Origin of the sequence: uncultured Alsobacter sp., from assembly GCF_945952055.1 — a bacterium.
GTDB lineage: Bacteria > Pseudomonadota > Alphaproteobacteria > Rhizobiales > Beijerinckiaceae > Alsobacter.
Genome location: NZ_CAMFHB010000023.1, coordinates 61480 through 77506, shown reverse-complemented (window position 1 = coordinate 77506; position 16027 = coordinate 61480). Strand labels below are relative to the sequence as shown.

Sequence of the window (16027 nt, the reverse complement as noted above, 5' to 3'; positions counted from 1 at the left end):
CATGCCGCCGCGCGCCCTGCGCGGCCAACAATCCGGCGCTCCGCCGCGGGCGCCCATCCAAGGAGGACCATGATGGCCAACATCACCCTGACGGTGAACGGCAAGAGCGTCAGCGCGTCGGTGGATTCGCGCACCCTGCTCGTGTCGTTCCTGCGCGACCATCTGCGGCTGACCGGCACGCATGTCGGCTGCGACACCTCGCAGTGCGGCGCCTGTGTCGTCCATGTCGACGGACGCGCGGTGAAGAGCTGCACCATGCTCGCCGTTCAGGCTGACGGCTCGTCCGTGGTCACGATCGAGGGTCTGGCGTCGGCTGGCGGGGACCTGCATCCGATGCAGGCGGCGTTCCGCGAGCATCACGGCCTGCAGTGCGGCTTCTGCACCCCCGGCATGATCATGACCGCGGTCGACATGGTGAACCGCAAGGGCAGCGCGCTCGACGAGGCGACCATCCGCCACGAGCTCGAGGGCAACATCTGCCGGTGCACGGGCTACCACAACATCGTCAAGGCCGTGGAGGCCGGGGCCGCGGCCATGGCCGGCGGCGCGCAGAAGGTCGCGGCGGAATAAGAAGAGTGGGGCGAGCAGGGCGTAGCGAACAGCGAAGAGGGGCGATCGTGCACCCCACTCGCTACTCGCCATTCGCCACTCGCCCAGCGCTCCACCGCCGCAGTTTCCACGCCTAAGACGATAGCCGCCTCGACGCGGCGCCAGGAGGGAACAATGACATCGACCGGCATCGGCGCACCTGTTCGCCGCAAGGAAGACTTCCGCTTCATCACCGGCAAGGGCCAGTACACCGACGACATCAACCGCCAGGGCCAGGCCTACGCCTATTTCCTGCGCTCTCCCCACGCCCACGCCACCATCAAGTCGATCGACGCCTCCGCCGCCAAGGCGAAGCCGGGCGTGCTCGCGGTGCTGACGGGCGACGACCTCGCCGCCGACAAGATCGGCGGGCTGATCTGCGGCTGGATGATCCACAACAAGGACGGCTCGCCGATGAAGGCGGGCGCCCATCCGGCCCTGGCCCAGGGCAAGGTGCGCTACGTTGGCGACCACGTCGCCGTGGTGATCGCCGAGGACTACTCCACCGCCAAGGACGCGGCCGAGGCCATCGTGGTCGACTACGGCGTGCTGCCGGCGGTCGTCGACATGAACGCCGCGACCGGGAAGGGCGCGACCGTCGTCCATGACATCGCCCCCGACAACCGCGTCTACGACTGGCACCTCGGCGACAAGGCCGCGACGGATGCCGCCTTCGCCAGGGCCAAGCACGTCACCAAGCTCGATCTCGTCAACAACCGCCTCGTGCCCAACGCCATGGAGCCGCGCGCGGCGATCGGCGACTACGATGCGGGCAACGACGCCTTCACGCTCTACACGACGTCGCAGAACCCGCACGTCGCGCGCCTCGTGCTCTCGGCCTTCATCGGCATCGCACCCGAGCACAAGCTGCGCGTGATCGCGCCGGACGTCGGCGGCGGCTTCGGCTCCAAGATCTTCATCTACGCCGAGGAGACCGTCTGCGTGTGGGCGGCCAAGAAGGTGGGCCGGCCGGTCAAGTGGACGGCCGAGCGCACCGAGGCCTTCCTCTCGGACGCCCACGGCCGCGACCACATCACCCACGCCGAGATGGCGCTCGACGACAAGGGCAAGATCCTCGGCCTGCGCGTGAAGACGAAGGCCAACCTCGGCGCCTACCTGTCGACCTTCTCGTCCTGCGTGCCGACCTACCTCTACGCCCCGCTGCTGTCGGGCCAGTACGACATCCCGGCCATCTACTGCGAGGTCGAGGGCGTCTACACCACGACGGCCCCGGTCGATGCCTATCGTGGCGCCGGTCGCCCCGAGGCGACCTTCGTCATCGAGCGCATGATCGAGGTCGCGGCGCGCGAGACGGGCACCGATCCGGCCGCCTTCCGCAAGAAGAACTTCATCCGCAAGTTCCCGCACCAGACGCCGGTCATCATGGCCTATGACGCGGGCGACTACGTGGCCTCGCTCGAGAAGGCCCTCGACATGGCCGACTACAAGGGCTTCGGCAAGCGCCGCCGCGACAGCGCGCGGGCCGGCAAGCTGCGCGGTATCGGCTTCTCGGCCTACATCGAGGCCTGCGGCATCGCGCCGTCGGCCGCGGTGGGCTCGCTGGGCGCCGGCGTCGGCCTGTGGGAATCGGCCGAGATCCGCGTGAACCCGGTCGGCACCGTCGAGGTGCTCACCGGTTCGCATTCGCACGGCCAGGGCCACGAGACGACGTTCGCCCAGCTCGTGTCGGCGCGGCTCGGCATCGACATCGACCAGGTGGCCGTCGTCCACGGCGACACCGACAAGGTGCAGTTCGGCATGGGCACCTACGGCTCGCGCTCCGGCGCGGTCGGCATGTCGGCCATCAGCAAGGCGCTCGACAAGGTCATCGCCAAGGGCAAGAAGGTCGCCGCCTACGCGATGGAGGCCTCCGAAGGCGACATCGAGTTCAAGGACGGCCGCTTCTCGGTGGCCGGCACGGACAAGTCGCTGGCCTTCGGCGAGGTGGCCCTGCAGGCCTACATCGCCCACAAGTTCTCCGGCCAGGAGCTGGAGCCGGGGCTGAAGGAGGGCGCGTTCTACGACCCGACCAACTTCACCTTCCCCTCGGGCGTGCACATCTGCGAGGTCGAGGTCGATCCCGAGACGGGCGTCACCACGATTGCCAAGTGGACCGCGGTGGACGACTTCGGCAACGTCATCAACCCGATGATCGTCGAGGGCCAGGTCCATGGCGGCATCGCCCAGGGCGTCGGCCAGGCCCTGCTCGAGGGCGCGCGCTACGACAGCTCGGGTCAGCTCGTGACGGCCTCCTACATGGACTACTGCATGCCGCGCGCGGACGACCTGCCGTCGTTCTCGATCGGGACCACGGTCACCCCGTGCCCCTCGAACCCGCTCGGCATCAAGGGCTGCGGCGAGGCCGGCGCCATCGCCGCCCCGCCGGCGGTGATCAACGCCATCACCGACGCGCTCGGACACGAGGACGTGACCATGCCCGCCACCCCGCAGGTGGTGTGGCAGGCCGCCCAGAAGACGCTCCGCAAGCAGGCGGCTGAATAGGCGCCCGCTGGCATTCCTACATTCGCTGATCTCCGAAGGAGACCTTATCCATGTACGCCTTCTCCTATGTGAGCCCGAAGACGGTGCGTCAGGCGGCTTCCGCCCTGGCCAAGGCCGAGGACGGCAAGTTCCTCGCCGGCGGCCAGACGCTTCTGCCGACGATGAAGCAGCGGCTCGCCGCGCCTTCGACCCTCATCGACCTCGCCAAGGTCGACGGCCTGTCGGGCATCGAGCTGAAGGGCCGCGCGCTCGTCATCGGCGCCATGACCCGCCACGCGGACGTCGCCGCTTCGGCGGTGGTCCAGCAGGCGATCCCGGCCCTGGCGTCGCTCGCCGCCGGCATCGGTGACCCGGCGGTCCGCCATCGCGGCACCATTGGTGGCTCGATCGCCAACAACGACCCGGCCGCGGACTATCCCTCGGCCGCGCTGGCCCTCGGCGCGACGATCGTCACCAACAAGCGCAAGATTCCCGCCGAGGAGTTCTTCAAGGGCCTCTTCGAGACGGCGCTCGAGGACGGCGAGATCATCGTGAAGGTCTCCTTCCCGATCCCGTCCAAGGCGGCCTACGCCAAGTTCCGCAACCCGGCCTCGCGCTACGCCCTTGCCGGCGTCTTCGTAGCCAAGCGCGGTTCCGACGTGCGCGTCGCGGTGACCGGTGCGGGCTCGAACGGCGTGTTCCGTGCGACGGTCCTCGAGGACGCCCTGAAGAAACGCTTCTCGCCCAAGTCGCTGGAAGGCGTGACGCTGCCCGCCACCGGCCTCAACGGCGACATCCACGCCTCGCCCGAGTACCGCGCCAACCTGATCGTGGTCATGGCCAAGCGCGCCGTGACCGCGGCGGTGGGCAAGTAAGGGGCTTTTCGGCGCTTCTCACGTCGCCCCCATCCCTCCGCGCGTCATGCCCGGGCTTGGCCCGGGCACCCACGACTGAGCCAAGCTGGGCCAAAGTCGTGGATGGCCGGGCCAAGCCGGCCAGGACGGCGGAGAGGTGGCAGCCCGACGGAGAAGCGTCGTTTTCTCCCTCCGTGCCTCCGGCATGGCTGATCTTCTCGAGGCCGGGCTTGTCCCGGCCTTGTCCGTCTTTATCTGTGTTTTGCCCCCAGGCGTACCGGCGCTACTCTCCGGCAACCTGACCGCTCTTCCGAAAGACCCTCCATGGCCGTTGCCCTTCCCACCTCGATCGACGAGACCGTGAGCCTGCTCGCCGGCGGCCAGTACGTCGCCGACCGCGCGCTCGCCACCGTCGTGTTCCTGGCCCTGCGCATGGGCCGGCCGATCCTGTTGGAAGGGGAGGCGGGGGTCGGCAAGACCGAGATCGCCAAGGTTCTGGCCCAGACGCTCGGGCGCAAGCTCATCCGCCTGCAGTGCTACGAGGGCCTGGACGTCGCCTCGGCGGTCTACGAGTGGAACTATGCCGGCCAGATGATGGCGATCCGCCTCGCCGAGGCCGAGGGCGCGGTGGACCGCACCCGGCTGGAGGGGGATCTCTTCTCCGAGCGCTACCTCGTGAAGCGGCCGCTGCTGCAGGCGCTGGCTCCCGATCCCGCCGGTGCGCCGATCCTGCTCATCGACGAACTCGACCGCACGGACGAGGCCTTCGAGGCCTTCCTTCTCGAGATCCTCAGCGACAACCAGGTCACGATTCCGGAACTCGGCACGGTGAAGGCCGAGCAGCCGCCGATCGTCATCGTGACGTCGAACCGCACCCGCGAGATCCACGACGCGCTGAAGCGCCGCTGCCTCTATCACTGGGTGGACTACCCCGACACGGCCCGCGAACTCGCCATCCTGCGCGCCAAGGCGCCGAAGGCACCCGAGCGTCTGTCGAAGGAGATCGTCGGCTTCGTCCAGGCGATCCGCTCGCAGGACCTGTTCAAGGTCCCGGGCGTGGCCGAGACGCTCGACTGGGCCGCCGCACTCGTCGAGCTCGATGCGCTGGCGCTGGATCCGGCCATGGTCTCCGACACGCTGGGCGTCCTCCTCAAGTACCAGGACGACATCCAGAAGATGCAGGGTTCCGCCGCCAAGGTGCTGATCGACCAGATCAAGGCGGAGGCCTCTCCCTCACGCCGCGCCGGCTGAGCGCATGAGCCCCGGCAGCGATCCTGCAGAGCGCGATCCTCTGGAGCCGACCGGCGACGGCCGGCTCGCCGAGAACATCGCCTATTTCGCCCGCGCGCTGCGCGAGGCGGGGCTGCCTGTCGGGCCCGGCGCCGTGCTCGACGCGATCGCCGCGGTCGAGACGGCGCGGGTCGGCACCAGGGCGGACTTCTACTGGACGCTCCACGCCGTCTTCGTGAAGAAGCACGAGCACTCGGACGTGTTCGAGCAGGCCTTCCGCATCTTCTGGCGGCGCAAGGCGCTAATCGAGAAGATCATCGCGACGTTGTCGCCGCATTCGCCGGGCGTGAAGGAAGAGCCGAAGAAGCCCGACGCCGGCGCGCTGCGCGCCGCCGAGGCGCTGCTGAAGCAGAGCCGGCGCGAGGAGGAGCGCAAGGAGGAGGAGACCGAGTTCTCCGCCCGCCTCACGGTGTCCGAGCGCGAGATCCTGCAGTCGAAGGACTTCGCCCAGATGTCGGCGGAGGAGATCGCCAAGGCCCAGCGCGCCATCGCGCGCCTGCGCCTGCCGGACGACCGCATCCTGACGCGCCGCATGACGCCGTCGATCCACGGCAAGCGCGTCGACCCGCGCCGCTCGTTCCGCCGCTCGCTGCGGGCGGGCGGGGCCGTCATCGATCTCGCCTACCAGGAGCGCGAGACCAGGCACCCGCCGCTGGTAGCGCTGTGCGACATCTCCGGCTCGATGGCGGACTACACGCGCCTCTTCCTGCACTTCCTCCACGCGCTCACGGACGCGCGGCGGCGGGTGCACACCTTCCTGTTCGGCACCCGGCTCACCAATGTCAGCCGGGCACTGCGCAGCCGCGACCCCGACGAGGCGCTGGCCCTGTGCTCCTCGCAGGTCCAGGACTGGTCCGGCGGCACGCGCATCGCCACCTGCCTGCACGGTTTCAACCGGCAATGGTCCCGCCGGGTGCTGGGGCAGGGCGCGGTGGTGCTTCTGTTCACCGATGGGCTGGAGCGGGACGGCAACGACGAGCTCGCCGTGGAGATGGACCGCCTGCACCGGTCCACGCGCCGCCTCGTCTGGCTGAACCCGCTGCTGCGCTTCGGCGGCTTCGAGGCCAAGGCGCAGGGCATCCGCATGATGCTGCCGCATGTGGACGAATTCCGCCCCATTCACAATCTTCAGTCCATGGACGCGCTGGTGAAGGCGCTCGGCGAGGAAGGCTCCGCCGATGCCGATCCGCGGAAGTGGCTGAAGCGGGTGGCGTAGGTGGTTTCGGTGCTCGATGATGAGCATTGTGGAAAGAGGCGAGTAGCGAATGGCGAATAGCGAGGAGGGACGCGGGCCCATCCCGACACCCCCGTTCGCTCCTCGCCATTCGCTACCCGCTCCTTCAGGAACGATGGAGGCAAACATGCTTTCGACCGACGACGACATCCTCAACAGGGCCGAGTCCTGGCGCCGCGACGGCAAGGGCGTCGCCATCGCCACCGTTGTCGAGACCTGGGGCTCGGCGCCGCGGCCCGTGGGCAGCCACCTCGTCATCGACGAGGAGGGCAACTTCCTGGGATCGGTCTCGGGCGGCTGCGTCGAGGGCGCGGTGGTGACGGAGGCCATGGACGTGATCGAGAGCGGCGGATCACGCATGCTCGAGTTCGGCGTCGCGGACGAGACCGCCTGGCGCGTGGGCCTGTCCTGCGGCGGGCGCATCAAGGTGCTCGTCGAGAAGGTGTCCTGACCGGTGGCCCGCCGCCGGTTCCAAAGCTGACATGAGGGGCCTTCGATGGACCTGAGCCTGCTCTCCGCCATGAACGCCGAGCGCACCGCCCGGCGCGCCACGGTGCTCGTCACCAACCCGTCCACGGGCGCGCAGCGCCTGGTGAAGGAGGCCGACGTCGGCGCGGATCCCCTGGCGGACCTCCTGCGCGACCGGCTGCGGACGGGGCGCAGCGGCATGGCCGAGACGCCGGAGGGCGAACTCTTCCTCACCGTGCAGGTGCCGCCGGTGCGGATCCTCGTGACCGGCGCGGTGCACATCTCCCAGGCGCTCGCGCCGATGGCGAAGATCCTCGGCTTCGACGTCATCGTCGTCGACCCGCGCACAGCCTTCGCCACGCCCGAGCGCTTTCCCGACGTGGCCCTGCACGCCGAATGGCCGGACGTGGTCATCCCGACGCTCGGCATCGACCGCTACACCGCCTTCGTGGCTCTCACCCACGATCCCAAGATCGACGATCCGGGCCTGCGGATGGCTCTCGCCTCCGACTGCTTCTACGTGGGGGCGCTGGGCTCGCGGAAGACGCACGGCAAGCGGGTCGAGCGCCTGGCGGAAGCCGGCTTCACGCCCGAGCAGATCGGCCGGATCAAGGCGCCGATCGGCCTAAACATCGGCGCCATCAGCCCGGCCGAGATCGCGTTGTCGATTCTGGGCGAGATCACCGCCGCGCTGCGGCTCGATCCCGCCACGGGTGCCAAGCGGACGGCGGCCTGAGGAGATCCCATGCGCTTCGGAGCGGTTGTGCTGGAGGAGGCCCTGGGCGGCATCGCCGTCCACTCCGTGCGCCTGCCCGAGGGCGCCGTGAAGAAGGGCACCCTCATCGGGCCGGCGGAGGTGGCCAAGCTGCGCGCGGCCGGGCTCGACCGGGTCGTGGTCGTTCACTTCGATGCCGGCGACGTGGCCGAGGACGAGGCGGCCGGCCGGCTCGCCAGGGCCGTGGCCGGGGAGGGCGTGCGCGTCGAAAAGCCGGCGACGGGACGCAGCAACCTCTTCGCGGAGACGGCCGGCGTGCTGGTCGTGGACGGCGCGGCGGTGGATCGCATCAACACGGTCGACGAGGCCCTCACCTTCGCCACCCTGGCCGCCTGGAAGGCGGTCGAGGAGGGCGAGATGATCGGCACCGTGAAGATCATCCCCTTCGCCGTGCCCGAGGCGCTGCTGGCCCGGGCGCTCGAAGCCGCCGGGCCGGCGACGATCCGGGTGGCTCCGTTCCATCCGCTCAGGGTGGGAGTGGTCTCCACGCTGCTGCCGGGGCTCAAGCCCACCGTGGTGCGCAAGACCATCGGCGTCTTGCAGGGACGCCTGGGGCCCGCCGGCGCGAAGATCGTCTCCGACACCGAGGTGCCCCATGAGGCCGGCGCGCTGACCGGTGCGCTCGAGGCGCTCGCCCGCAGCGAGGTCGACCTGATGGTGGTCTTCGGCGCCTCGGCGATCACCGACCGGCGCGACGTCATCCCCGCGGCGATCGAGGCCGCCGGCGGTCGGGTCGAGCATTTCGGCATGCCGGTGGATCCCGGCAACCTGCTGCTCGTGGGCTCTCTCGGCGGCAGGCCCGTGCTGGGGGCGCCCGGTTGCGCGCGCAGCCCCAAGGAGAACGGCTTCGACTGGGTGCTCCAGCGGCTGCTCGCCGGCCTGCCCGTGACGCGCGCCGACATCATGCGGCTCGGCGTCGGCGGATTGCTGATGGAGATCGTGCAGCGCGGGCACCCAAGGGCCACCCCGCAAGCGGAGGACGACTGATGCGTTCGCAACTGGCCGGGATTGCCGCCGTGGTGCTCGCCGCCGGCCGCTCGACCCGCATGGGCGCCACCAACAAGCTGACGGCCGACTATGACGGCAAGGCGCTCGTGCGCCGCGTCGCCGAGGCCGCGCTGGAGACCGGGGCGAGCCCCGTCCTGGTCGTGTGCGGCCACGAGCGGGACGAGGTGTGCGCCTGCCTCGACGGCCTCGACGTCACCGTGATCGAGAACCCGGCCTTCGCCGAGGGCCTCTCCACCTCGCTGCGCGCGGGCATCGCCGCGCTGCCGGAGGACGTCGACGCCGCCGTCGTGATGCTCGGCGACATGCCGCTGGTGCGTCCCGTCCACGTCCGGCGCCTGGCGGCCGCCTTCGAAGCCGAGCCCGGCGGCATCGCCGCCGTGCCGGTGCACGACGGCGAATGGGGCAACCCCGTCATCCTGGCCCGGGCGCTTTTCGCCGAGGTCGCGACCCTCGAAGGCGATGCCGGCGCCCGCAAGCTCCTGCAGGCCCACAAGGACAAGGTCATCGAGGTGCCGATCGGCGAGGACGCCGTGAGCACCGACATCGACACGCCCGAGGCGCTGGAGGCGCTGAGGGCGAGGCCCTGAACGCGTCGCTATGCCGAACCGGGACGGGTCTCACCGGGTCCGCTTCGCGTCTCCTCGGCACCGGTCCGAGCAGTACTTCACCTCGTCCCACACGCGCTCCCATTTCTTGCGCCAGGCGAAAGGCCGGGCACAGGTCGGGCAGGTCTTGATGGGCAGGTCGGACTTCTTGCGCATCTTGGGCATGCACCTGCTACGCGCCGGGTGCGACACCGGTTCACGGCCGATGATCCGCCGCAGCGCTTGAACCGGGCGGGGCCGCCGCTAGGTGCCCCACCTCCTGGGACTGATGGAGAGTGGCGTGGCAGCACCTGTGGTGATCTTCGGCGGAACGGGCGGCATCGGCGCGGGCATCGCGCGGGCGCTCGTGGCACAGGGGCAGGCGGTGCACCTGGTGGCCCGGGACGGGGCACGCCTGTCGGCTCTCGCATCCGAGCTCGGCTGCGGCTCGAGCGTCGCCGACGTGGAGGACGCGGCAGCGGTGCGGGCGGCCCTGGCGGCGGCGGCCGAGGCGGGCGGCGGCGCGCTCCAGGGGCTTTGCTACGCGGTCGGCACCATCAATCTCAAGCCGCTGGGCCGGCTGGAGGACGCGGATTTCGAGCGCGACTTCCGGATCAACGCGCTCGGTGCGGCCCGCGCCGTGCGCGAGGCCCTGCCGGCCCTGCGCAAGGCCGAGGGCACGGCATCGGTGCTGCTGTTCTCGACGGTCGCCGCTAGCCAGGGCTTTTCGGCCCACGCCTCCGTCTCCATGGCGAAGGGCGCGGTGGAGGGGCTCGTGCTGGCGCTCGGCGCCGAACTCGCGCCGCGCATCCGGGTGAACGCGATCGCGCCGTCGCTCACCCGCACCCCGCTGGCGAGCCCGCTCACCGGCAACGAGAGCATGGCGGGCGCCATCGCCCAGATGCACGCGCTGCCGCGGCTGGGCGAGCCCGACGACGTCGCGCCGCTCGCCGCGCTCCTCCTGTCGCCGGGGTCCGGCTGGATCACGGGGCAGGTCATCGGCGTCGATGGCGGGCGCTCGACGCTGCGCACCAAGGGCTGAACGAGCGCATGGGAGTCCTGCGTTTCATCCTCGGCGACCAGCTCACCCGCTCGATCAGCTCGCTCGACGGGCTCGATCCCGAGGCCGACGTCGTGCTGATGGTCGAGGTCGCGCAGGAGACGACCTATGTCGGCCACCACAAGCAGAAGATCGCGCTGATCCTCTCCGCCATGCGGCACTTCGCCGAGGAGCTCCGGGCGGAAGGCCTTCGCGTGGACTATGTGCGCCTGGACGATCCCGACAACACCGGGAGCTTCGGCGGCGAGCTGGCCCGTGCGGTGGAGCGGTGGCGGCCCGAGGCGATCATGGTCACCGAGCCGGGCGAATGGCGCGTGCTGGAGGCCATGCAGGACTGGCGGGAGCTCCTCGGCCTGCCGGTGCACATCCGCGACGACGCTCGCTTCCTGTGCTCCCGTGCGGCCTTCGCCCGCTGGGCCGAGGGGCGCAAGCAGTACAGGATGGAGTTCTTCTACCGCGAGATGCGGCGCTCGACCGGCTTGCTGATGGACGGGGAGGAGCCCGCCGGCGGCCAGTGGAACTTCGACCACGACAACCGCAAGCGCCTGCCGGCGAACGTGCACCCGCCGCGGCGGGTGCGCTTCGAGGCCGATGCCATGACGCGCGAGGTGCTCGACCTCGTGGCGCGGCGCTTTGCCGGTCACTTCGGCGATCTGGAGCCCTTCGGCTGGCCGGTGACCCGGGAGCAGGCGCTGGAGGCGTTGGACCATTTCGTCACGGATGCTCTGCCGCTCTTCGGCGACTACCAGGACGCGATGAAGACGGGCGAGGCGTTCCTGTTCCACGCCCTCCTGTCGCCCGCCCTGAACCTCGGCCTGCTGACCGCGCAGGAGGTCTGCGCCGCCGCGGAGGCGGCGTGGAAGGCCGGAACGGTCCCGCTGAACGCGGCCGAGGGCTTCATCCGCCAGATCCTCGGCTGGCGCGAATATGTCCGCGGCATCTACTGGCTGCGCATGCCGGCCTATGCGCAGACCAACGCGCTCGAAGCCAGGCGGAACCTGCCCTGGTTCTACTGGTCCGGCGAGACGGACATGAACTGCCTCGCGCAGACCGTGGCCGACACCCGCCGCCACGCCTATGCGCACCACATTCAGCGCCTCATGGTCACCGGCAATTTCGCGCTGCTCGCCGGCGTCGAGCCGCGACAGCTCGAGGAGTGGTACCTCGCGGTCTACGCCGACGCCTACGACTGGGTCGAACTGCCCAACACCCACGGCATGGTGCTGTTCGCCGACGGCGGACTGCTCGCGTCGAAACCCTATGCGGCGTCGGGGGCCTATATCGACCGGATGTCCGACTACTGCGGCGGATGCCGCTACGACCCCGCCGTGAAGTCCGGCCCGAAGGCCTGCCCCTTCAACCCGCTCTACTGGAACTTCCTGCTCGAGAACGAGCAGCGCCTGGCCCGCAACCCGCGCATGGCGATGCCGTACCGCACGCTGGCCGGGATGAAGCCTGAAAGGCGGGACGAGATCCGCCGCGACGCCCAGGCCGTGTTCGAGCGGCTGGGGATCTGAATTTTTCTGTTTGCCTCGTCCTCTCCACGTCCTGCCCGGGCTGAGCCCGGGCAGGACGTGGAGGGAGCGAGGAAGCGTCTCAGGGCGCCCCCTGCGCCTGTCAGCACTCTCCCGCTCCTGCTGCTAGTCTCCTGTGATTCAAAGGGAATTTACAATTCCCGTGAGATCGTGAACCATCTTGGTCGTGACAGGTTCTCCGGGAAGGCTCGGGGCAGGGGCTTCGGGCTCTCTCTGGTGAGAGAAGGAGGTTCCATGGTCTCCCCCGACTTCATCAAACAGCTCAACGGCTATGGCTTGACCACGGCCAAGATCCTCTATCGGCTTCCCGATCACCCTGTCCTGCTGCAGAGCTACGTCTGGCAGGACTACGACGTCGCCCCCGACTTCCCCGTGCTCAACGGCTTCCTGTCGTTCTGGCAGACATCGCTCGAAGGAGCGCTCCACTCGGTGGAGGTGGCCCACGCCAAGCTCATCCGTCCGGCCGAACTGCGGCTGCACGGCAGCGAGTTCCGGCTCCACTAGACCCCCACACGCCCAGGCCCTCGGAGCTGGCCGCGGTGTCGCGCGCGCCGTTCGCACGACTCTGACCGGAGGCACAAAAAACATATACAAATGTAAAATATGAAAAAACACGCGTCGTCTTGTTTTTTAGCGTGGCGACGGCTACATCCGGCAACCGAACAGGGGCCCGACCGTTTGCGCGGGACCGAGCCGGAGACACCATGATCACGCGCCGTGCCTTTGCCGCAGCCGCCCTCGCGGCGCCCGCCATCGCGACCCTTCCGCGTGCCGCCATGGCCGCCCGCACGCTGCGCGTGGGGATCATCCCGATCCTCGCTGCCGCTCCCATCATCGTTCTCGACAGGGAAGGCTGGGCCAAGGAAGCCGGGCTGGAGCTGAAGTTCGTGACCTTCGAGTCCGGGCCCAACATGATCCAGGCGCTCGCCTCGGGCACGCTGGACGTCTACGTCGCCGGTGTCGCGCCGCTCGCCGTCGCCCGCGCCAAGGGCATCGACATCCGCGTCGTCGCCACCACCGCGGTCGAGGAGCTCGTCATGGCGGCGGGCCCGAAGCTCGCGCCGTACTTCAAGCCGGGTGTGCCGGCGGCCCAGGCGCTGGCGGCCTTCCGCAAGGACACCGGCAAGGCGGCCAAGCTCGCCACGCAGCCCGCCGGCTCCGTGCCCAACACCACCATGCAGCACTGGCTGTGGGAGGTGGCGAAGGCCGACAAGGCCGACGCCGAGGTGGTGCCGATGGGCATCGACGCGACGCAGCAGGCCCTGCTCACGGGGGCCGTCGACGGCGCCGTCATTCGCGAGCCGGCGGTGACCATCGTGACCCAGCGCGACCCGCGCCAGAAGCTCGTGGCGCTGGGCGGCGAGATGTTCCCCAACCAGCCCGGCACCGTCGTGGCCCTGACGGGGGCACTCGTCGACAAGGAGCGGCCGGTGGCCCAGGCCCTCGTCGACATGACGGTCAAGGCCGTCGACCTGATCAAGGCCAACCCCGACCGCGTCGCCCCGCACATCGAGGCGGTGCTCGGCAAGGGCATCGTGGACACGGCCACGATCAAGGCCGCGCTCACCTCGCCGGCCAGCAAGTTCACGGCCGATCCCAACCGGATCGTCGATGCGACCCGCGCCATGCAGGCCTACCAGGTGAAGCTCGGGTCGCTCGACAAGGAGTATCCGCTGGAGGGCCTGTTCGACCCGTCCTTCTTCCAGAAGGCACCCAAGTCTTGAAGCCTCACCACGTCTCGAGCGGATCCCCCGTTCTGGCCGCCGGCGCCTGACATGGCTCGGCTCACCCTGCGCGCCGGGCGTCCCCTGGCCCTCGGCGCCGCCGGCCTGGCGGTGTTCCTGATGCTGTGGCAGGCGGCCGTGGTCACGGGGCTCGTGCCCCGGGCCTTCCTGCCCGCGCCCTCCGACATCCCTCCCGCGTTCCTCAAGGAACTCCGGTCGGGCTTCTGGTTGTCCTCCATCCAGAACAGCCTGGGCCACTACCTCGGCGGTCTCGTGCTCGGGGCCGCCCTGGGGATCGCCAGCGGCCTCATGACGGGCCAGAGCCGGGTGGCCGAGGAGAGCGTGTCGTGGGTCGTGCGCCTGCTGCGCCCCATCCCCGGCCTCGCCTGGGTGCCCTTCGCCATCATCTGGTTCGGCGTGTCGACGGCAGCGGCCGTGTTCATCGTCGGCGTGGGCGTGTTCTGGATCTGCTACTTCGCCACGCTCTCGGCGGTTCGGGCCGTGGACCGCGACCTCCTGGAGGTCGCCGACGCCTACGGCTTCCGGTCCATGCCGCAGAAGCTCGTGAAGATCGTGCTACCGGCCGCCGCGCCGGGCATCCTGGCCGGGCTGCGCACGGCGCTGGGCCAGGCCTGGATGGCCGTCGTCGCGGCGGAGATCTTCGGCGTGGCGGGGTTGGGCCAGCGCATGATGCAGGCCTCCAGCCTGCTCGCGACCGACATCGTGGTCGTCTACATGATCACCATGGCCGCCCTCTACGGCCTCGTCGACACGGTCTTCGTGATCGTCCAGAACCGTGTTCTCGCGTGGAAGGCCTGACATGACGGCCGCCGTCACCCTCACCGGCATCGGGCTCACCTTCACGCGCGACGGGCGCGCGACCGAGGTCCTGCGTGGCCTCGACCTCACCGTCAACCGCGGCGAGTTCGTCGCGATCGTCGGCCCCTCCGGGGTGGGCAAGTCCACCCTGCTGCGCGTCATCGCCGGCCTGGCGCGCCCGACCGCGGGCTCGGTCGCCGTGGCGCCGCCCGCGCCCGACTGCGTGCTCCCGGTGGGCCTCGTCTTCCAGGACGGCCGGCTGCTGCCCTGGCGCAAGGTGCGCTCCAACGTCTCGTTCGGCCTCGAGCGCTCGTCCATGAACGCCGAGGCGCGCCGGGCGAGGGCGGATGCGGCGCTCACCCTCGTCGGCCTCGCCGCCTACGGCGATCGCTATCCCCACGAGCTTTCCGGCGGGCAGCGTCAGCGTGTCGCGCTGGCGCGCGCCCTGGCAGTCGATCCCGAGATCCTGCTCATGGACGAACCCTTCAGCGCGCTCGACGCCATGACGCGCGAGACGTTGCAGGATGAGTTGCAGCGCATCGCCGTGGAGACCGGCAAGACGGTCCTGTTCGTCACCCACGATATCGAGGAAGCCGTGTATCTGGCCGATCGCGTGATCGGGCTGGCGGGTACGCCGGGGATGCTGCAGGTCAGCCAGTCCATCGTCCTGCCGCGTCCGCGCAAGCGCGGGGATGCTCTGCTGCGGGAGGCTGCCCAGGCCCTGCGGGCCGAACTCGCCGCGGAATCCGCCGCACTCTGATCGCCGTCACGGCATCGACACGGCTTGGCCGCATTGATCCTGTGCGTTATGCAAAGCGCCGGTCCCGCCCGGGGCCAGTGAGGATGACGTTCTGGTACCCATGCCGGCGGCTGCGTCTCGTACTTCCGACCTTCTGGCCGGCCTCGTTCGCGATGCGACGGGCGACCGCGTGACCGTGCGCAGCATCGTCGGCGCGCTCGGCGAGCGCGCGCACGCCCTGCTCATCGTGGTGCTGGCGCTGCCCAATTGCCTGCCCATGCCGCCGCCCATCCCGCTGATCTGCGGCCTGCTCCTGTGCTTCGTCGCCCTGCAGATCTTCCTCGGCATGCCCGCGCCGTGGCTGCCCAAGACCCTCCTCGACCGCACCCTGGCGCGCAAGGACGTGGAGAAGGCGGCCGAACGCGCGGTGCCGTGGCTGCGCTCGCTGGAGCGCGTCGCGCGCCCGCGATTCCTCGTGCTCGCCTCGTCCCTGGCGCTGCGGCTCATCGCCATCGCGCTGCTCGCCTTCAGCATGGCGCTGATCTTCGCCGCGCCGTTCATTGGCCAGATCCCGCTCGGGATCGCCATCGCGCTCGTCGGCATCGGCCTCGTCGAGCGGGACGGCTATGTCGTCATCGGCGGCCTGTGCATCGGGGCTTTCGGCACCAGTCTGTCGCTGGGCTTCGTGATCGCGCTCGTGGCCAGCGCGACGGCGATCTTCTGACGCTCAGCCCTCGGCACACGCGCTTTCGGCCGCTGCTCAGAGCTTGTGGCCCTTTCGGTGGTCCAGCTGGCACCTCCCTCTCCGCGTCATGGCCGGGCCTGGCCCGGCCACCCACGACTGACGCGTGGCCCCGGCAGAGTCGTG

Annotated in this window: 17 protein-coding genes; 16 read left to right on the top strand and 1 reads right to left on the bottom strand. The window is 69.9% G+C overall.

Annotation, left to right across the window (positions count from 1 at the left end):
• The first annotated feature begins 72 nt into the window (after positions 1–72).
• The 9 genes from Q0Q47_RS17640 (at position 73) to Q0Q47_RS31165 (ending at position 9285) form a co-directional block, all read left to right on the top strand.
• A complete protein-coding gene (locus tag Q0Q47_RS17640) occupies positions 73–570 on the top strand; it encodes a (2Fe-2S)-binding protein (RefSeq protein ID WP_293862702.1) in 498 nt (165 codons plus the stop codon).
• Positions 571–723: 153 nt separating this feature from the next.
• Positions 724–3090, top strand: a complete 2367-nt coding sequence (locus Q0Q47_RS17635; RefSeq protein ID WP_293862700.1) for a xanthine dehydrogenase family protein molybdopterin-binding subunit — start codon at positions 724–726, stop codon at positions 3088–3090.
• A gap of 50 nt (positions 3091–3140) precedes the next feature.
• On the top strand, positions 3141–3944 hold the full coding sequence (locus Q0Q47_RS17630) for a xanthine dehydrogenase family protein subunit M (RefSeq protein ID WP_293862698.1): 804 nt from the start codon (positions 3141–3143) through the stop codon (positions 3942–3944).
• Positions 3945–4247: 303 nt separating this feature from the next.
• The gene (locus Q0Q47_RS17625) at positions 4248–5174 is read left to right on the top strand and encodes a MoxR family ATPase (protein ID WP_293862696.1); all 927 of its coding nucleotides are present in this window, start codon (positions 4248–4250) and stop codon (positions 5172–5174) included.
• Between the two features lie 4 nt (positions 5175–5178).
• Positions 5179–6429: a VWA domain-containing protein gene (locus Q0Q47_RS17620; RefSeq protein WP_293862694.1), complete on the top strand. Its 1251-nt coding sequence runs from the start codon at positions 5179–5181 to the stop codon at positions 6427–6429.
• A gap of 145 nt (positions 6430–6574) precedes the next feature.
• A complete protein-coding gene (locus Q0Q47_RS17615) occupies positions 6575–6898 on the top strand; it encodes an XdhC family protein (RefSeq protein ID WP_293862692.1) in 324 nt (107 codons plus the stop codon).
• A 45-nt stretch (positions 6899–6943) separates the two neighbouring features.
• Positions 6944–7651 (top strand): XdhC family protein, encoded by a 708-nt coding sequence (locus Q0Q47_RS17610; RefSeq protein ID WP_293862690.1) that lies wholly within the window; start codon positions 6944–6946, stop codon positions 7649–7651.
• 9 nt (positions 7652–7660) lie between these two features.
• Positions 7661–8677 (top strand): molybdopterin-binding protein, encoded by a 1017-nt coding sequence (locus tag Q0Q47_RS31170; RefSeq protein ID WP_367278262.1) that lies wholly within the window; start codon positions 7661–7663, stop codon positions 8675–8677.
• Positions 8677–9285 (top strand): NTP transferase domain-containing protein, encoded by a 609-nt coding sequence (locus Q0Q47_RS31165; RefSeq protein ID WP_367278261.1) that lies wholly within the window; start codon positions 8677–8679, stop codon positions 9283–9285. The genes Q0Q47_RS31170 and Q0Q47_RS31165 overlap by 1 nt, the downstream gene beginning before the upstream one ends.
• Positions 9286–9315: 30 nt before the next feature.
• Here Q0Q47_RS31165 and Q0Q47_RS17600 read toward each other — a convergent pair whose 3' ends face one another.
• Complete coding sequence (locus Q0Q47_RS17600) at positions 9316–9468, bottom strand: DUF2256 domain-containing protein (protein ID WP_293862688.1); 153 nt, start codon at positions 9466–9468, stop codon at positions 9316–9318.
• A 103-nt stretch (positions 9469–9571) separates the two neighbouring features.
• On the opposite strand from Q0Q47_RS17600, the gene Q0Q47_RS17595 reads away from it, so the two are divergent.
• The 7 genes from Q0Q47_RS17595 (at position 9572) to Q0Q47_RS17565 (ending at position 15883) form a co-directional block, all read left to right on the top strand.
• Positions 9572–10324, top strand: a complete 753-nt coding sequence (locus tag Q0Q47_RS17595; RefSeq protein WP_293862750.1) for an SDR family oxidoreductase — start codon at positions 9572–9574, stop codon at positions 10322–10324.
• An 8-nt stretch (positions 10325–10332) separates the two neighbouring features.
• Entirely contained in the window at positions 10333–11859 is a 1527-nt protein-coding gene (locus Q0Q47_RS17590) for a cryptochrome/photolyase family protein (RefSeq protein ID WP_293862686.1), read from the top strand.
• A gap of 252 nt (positions 11860–12111) precedes the next feature.
• Entirely contained in the window at positions 12112–12381 is a 270-nt protein-coding gene (locus Q0Q47_RS17585) for an usg protein (protein ID WP_293862684.1), read from the top strand.
• A gap of 200 nt (positions 12382–12581) precedes the next feature.
• Positions 12582–13601: an ABC transporter substrate-binding protein gene (locus tag Q0Q47_RS17580; protein ID WP_293862682.1), complete on the top strand. Its 1020-nt coding sequence runs from the start codon at positions 12582–12584 to the stop codon at positions 13599–13601.
• A gap of 51 nt (positions 13602–13652) precedes the next feature.
• On the top strand, positions 13653–14420 hold the full coding sequence (locus tag Q0Q47_RS17575) for an ABC transporter permease (RefSeq protein WP_293862680.1): 768 nt from the start codon (positions 13653–13655) through the stop codon (positions 14418–14420).
• Position 14421: 1 nt separating this feature from the next.
• A complete protein-coding gene (locus Q0Q47_RS17570; protein WP_293862678.1) occupies positions 14422–15180 on the top strand; it encodes an ABC transporter ATP-binding protein in 759 nt (252 codons plus the stop codon).
• A gap of 100 nt (positions 15181–15280) precedes the next feature.
• Entirely contained in the window at positions 15281–15883 is a 603-nt protein-coding gene (locus Q0Q47_RS17565) for an exopolysaccharide biosynthesis protein (protein WP_293862676.1), read from the top strand.
• Positions 15884–16027 lie beyond the last annotated feature (144 nt).

Coding starts and splice junctions, on each gene's coding strand:
- Q0Q47_RS17610 (WP_293862690.1), top strand. CDS start 6,944: ATGGACCTGAGCCTGCTCTCCGCCATGAACGCCGAGCGCACCGCCCGG.
- Q0Q47_RS17625 (WP_293862696.1), top strand. CDS start 4,248: ATGGCCGTTGCCCTTCCCACCTCGATCGACGAGACCGTGAGCCTGCTC.
- Q0Q47_RS17635 (WP_293862700.1), top strand. CDS start 724: ATGACATCGACCGGCATCGGCGCACCTGTTCGCCGCAAGGAAGACTTC.
- Q0Q47_RS31170 (WP_367278262.1), top strand. CDS start 7,661: ATGCGCTTCGGAGCGGTTGTGCTGGAGGAGGCCCTGGGCGGCATCGCC.
- Q0Q47_RS17575 (WP_293862680.1), top strand. CDS start 13,653: ATGGCTCGGCTCACCCTGCGCGCCGGGCGTCCCCTGGCCCTCGGCGCC.
- Q0Q47_RS17620 (WP_293862694.1), top strand. CDS start 5,179: ATGAGCCCCGGCAGCGATCCTGCAGAGCGCGATCCTCTGGAGCCGACC.
- Q0Q47_RS17590 (WP_293862686.1), top strand. CDS start 10,333: ATGGGAGTCCTGCGTTTCATCCTCGGCGACCAGCTCACCCGCTCGATC.
- Q0Q47_RS17585 (WP_293862684.1), top strand. CDS start 12,112: ATGGTCTCCCCCGACTTCATCAAACAGCTCAACGGCTATGGCTTGACC.
- Q0Q47_RS17615 (WP_293862692.1), top strand. CDS start 6,575: ATGCTTTCGACCGACGACGACATCCTCAACAGGGCCGAGTCCTGGCGC.
- Q0Q47_RS17640 (WP_293862702.1), top strand. CDS start 73: ATGGCCAACATCACCCTGACGGTGAACGGCAAGAGCGTCAGCGCGTCG.
- Q0Q47_RS17630 (WP_293862698.1), top strand. CDS start 3,141: ATGTACGCCTTCTCCTATGTGAGCCCGAAGACGGTGCGTCAGGCGGCT.
- Q0Q47_RS17565 (WP_293862676.1), top strand. CDS start 15,281: ATGCCGGCGGCTGCGTCTCGTACTTCCGACCTTCTGGCCGGCCTCGTT.
- Q0Q47_RS17600 (WP_293862688.1), bottom strand. CDS start 9,468: ATGCCCAAGATGCGCAAGAAGTCCGACCTGCCCATCAAGACCTGCCCG.
- Q0Q47_RS17570 (WP_293862678.1), top strand. CDS start 14,422: ATGACGGCCGCCGTCACCCTCACCGGCATCGGGCTCACCTTCACGCGC.
- Q0Q47_RS17595 (WP_293862750.1), top strand. CDS start 9,572: ATGGAGAGTGGCGTGGCAGCACCTGTGGTGATCTTCGGCGGAACGGGC.
- Q0Q47_RS17580 (WP_293862682.1), top strand. CDS start 12,582: ATGATCACGCGCCGTGCCTTTGCCGCAGCCGCCCTCGCGGCGCCCGCC.
- Q0Q47_RS31165 (WP_367278261.1), top strand. CDS start 8,677: ATGCGTTCGCAACTGGCCGGGATTGCCGCCGTGGTGCTCGCCGCCGGC.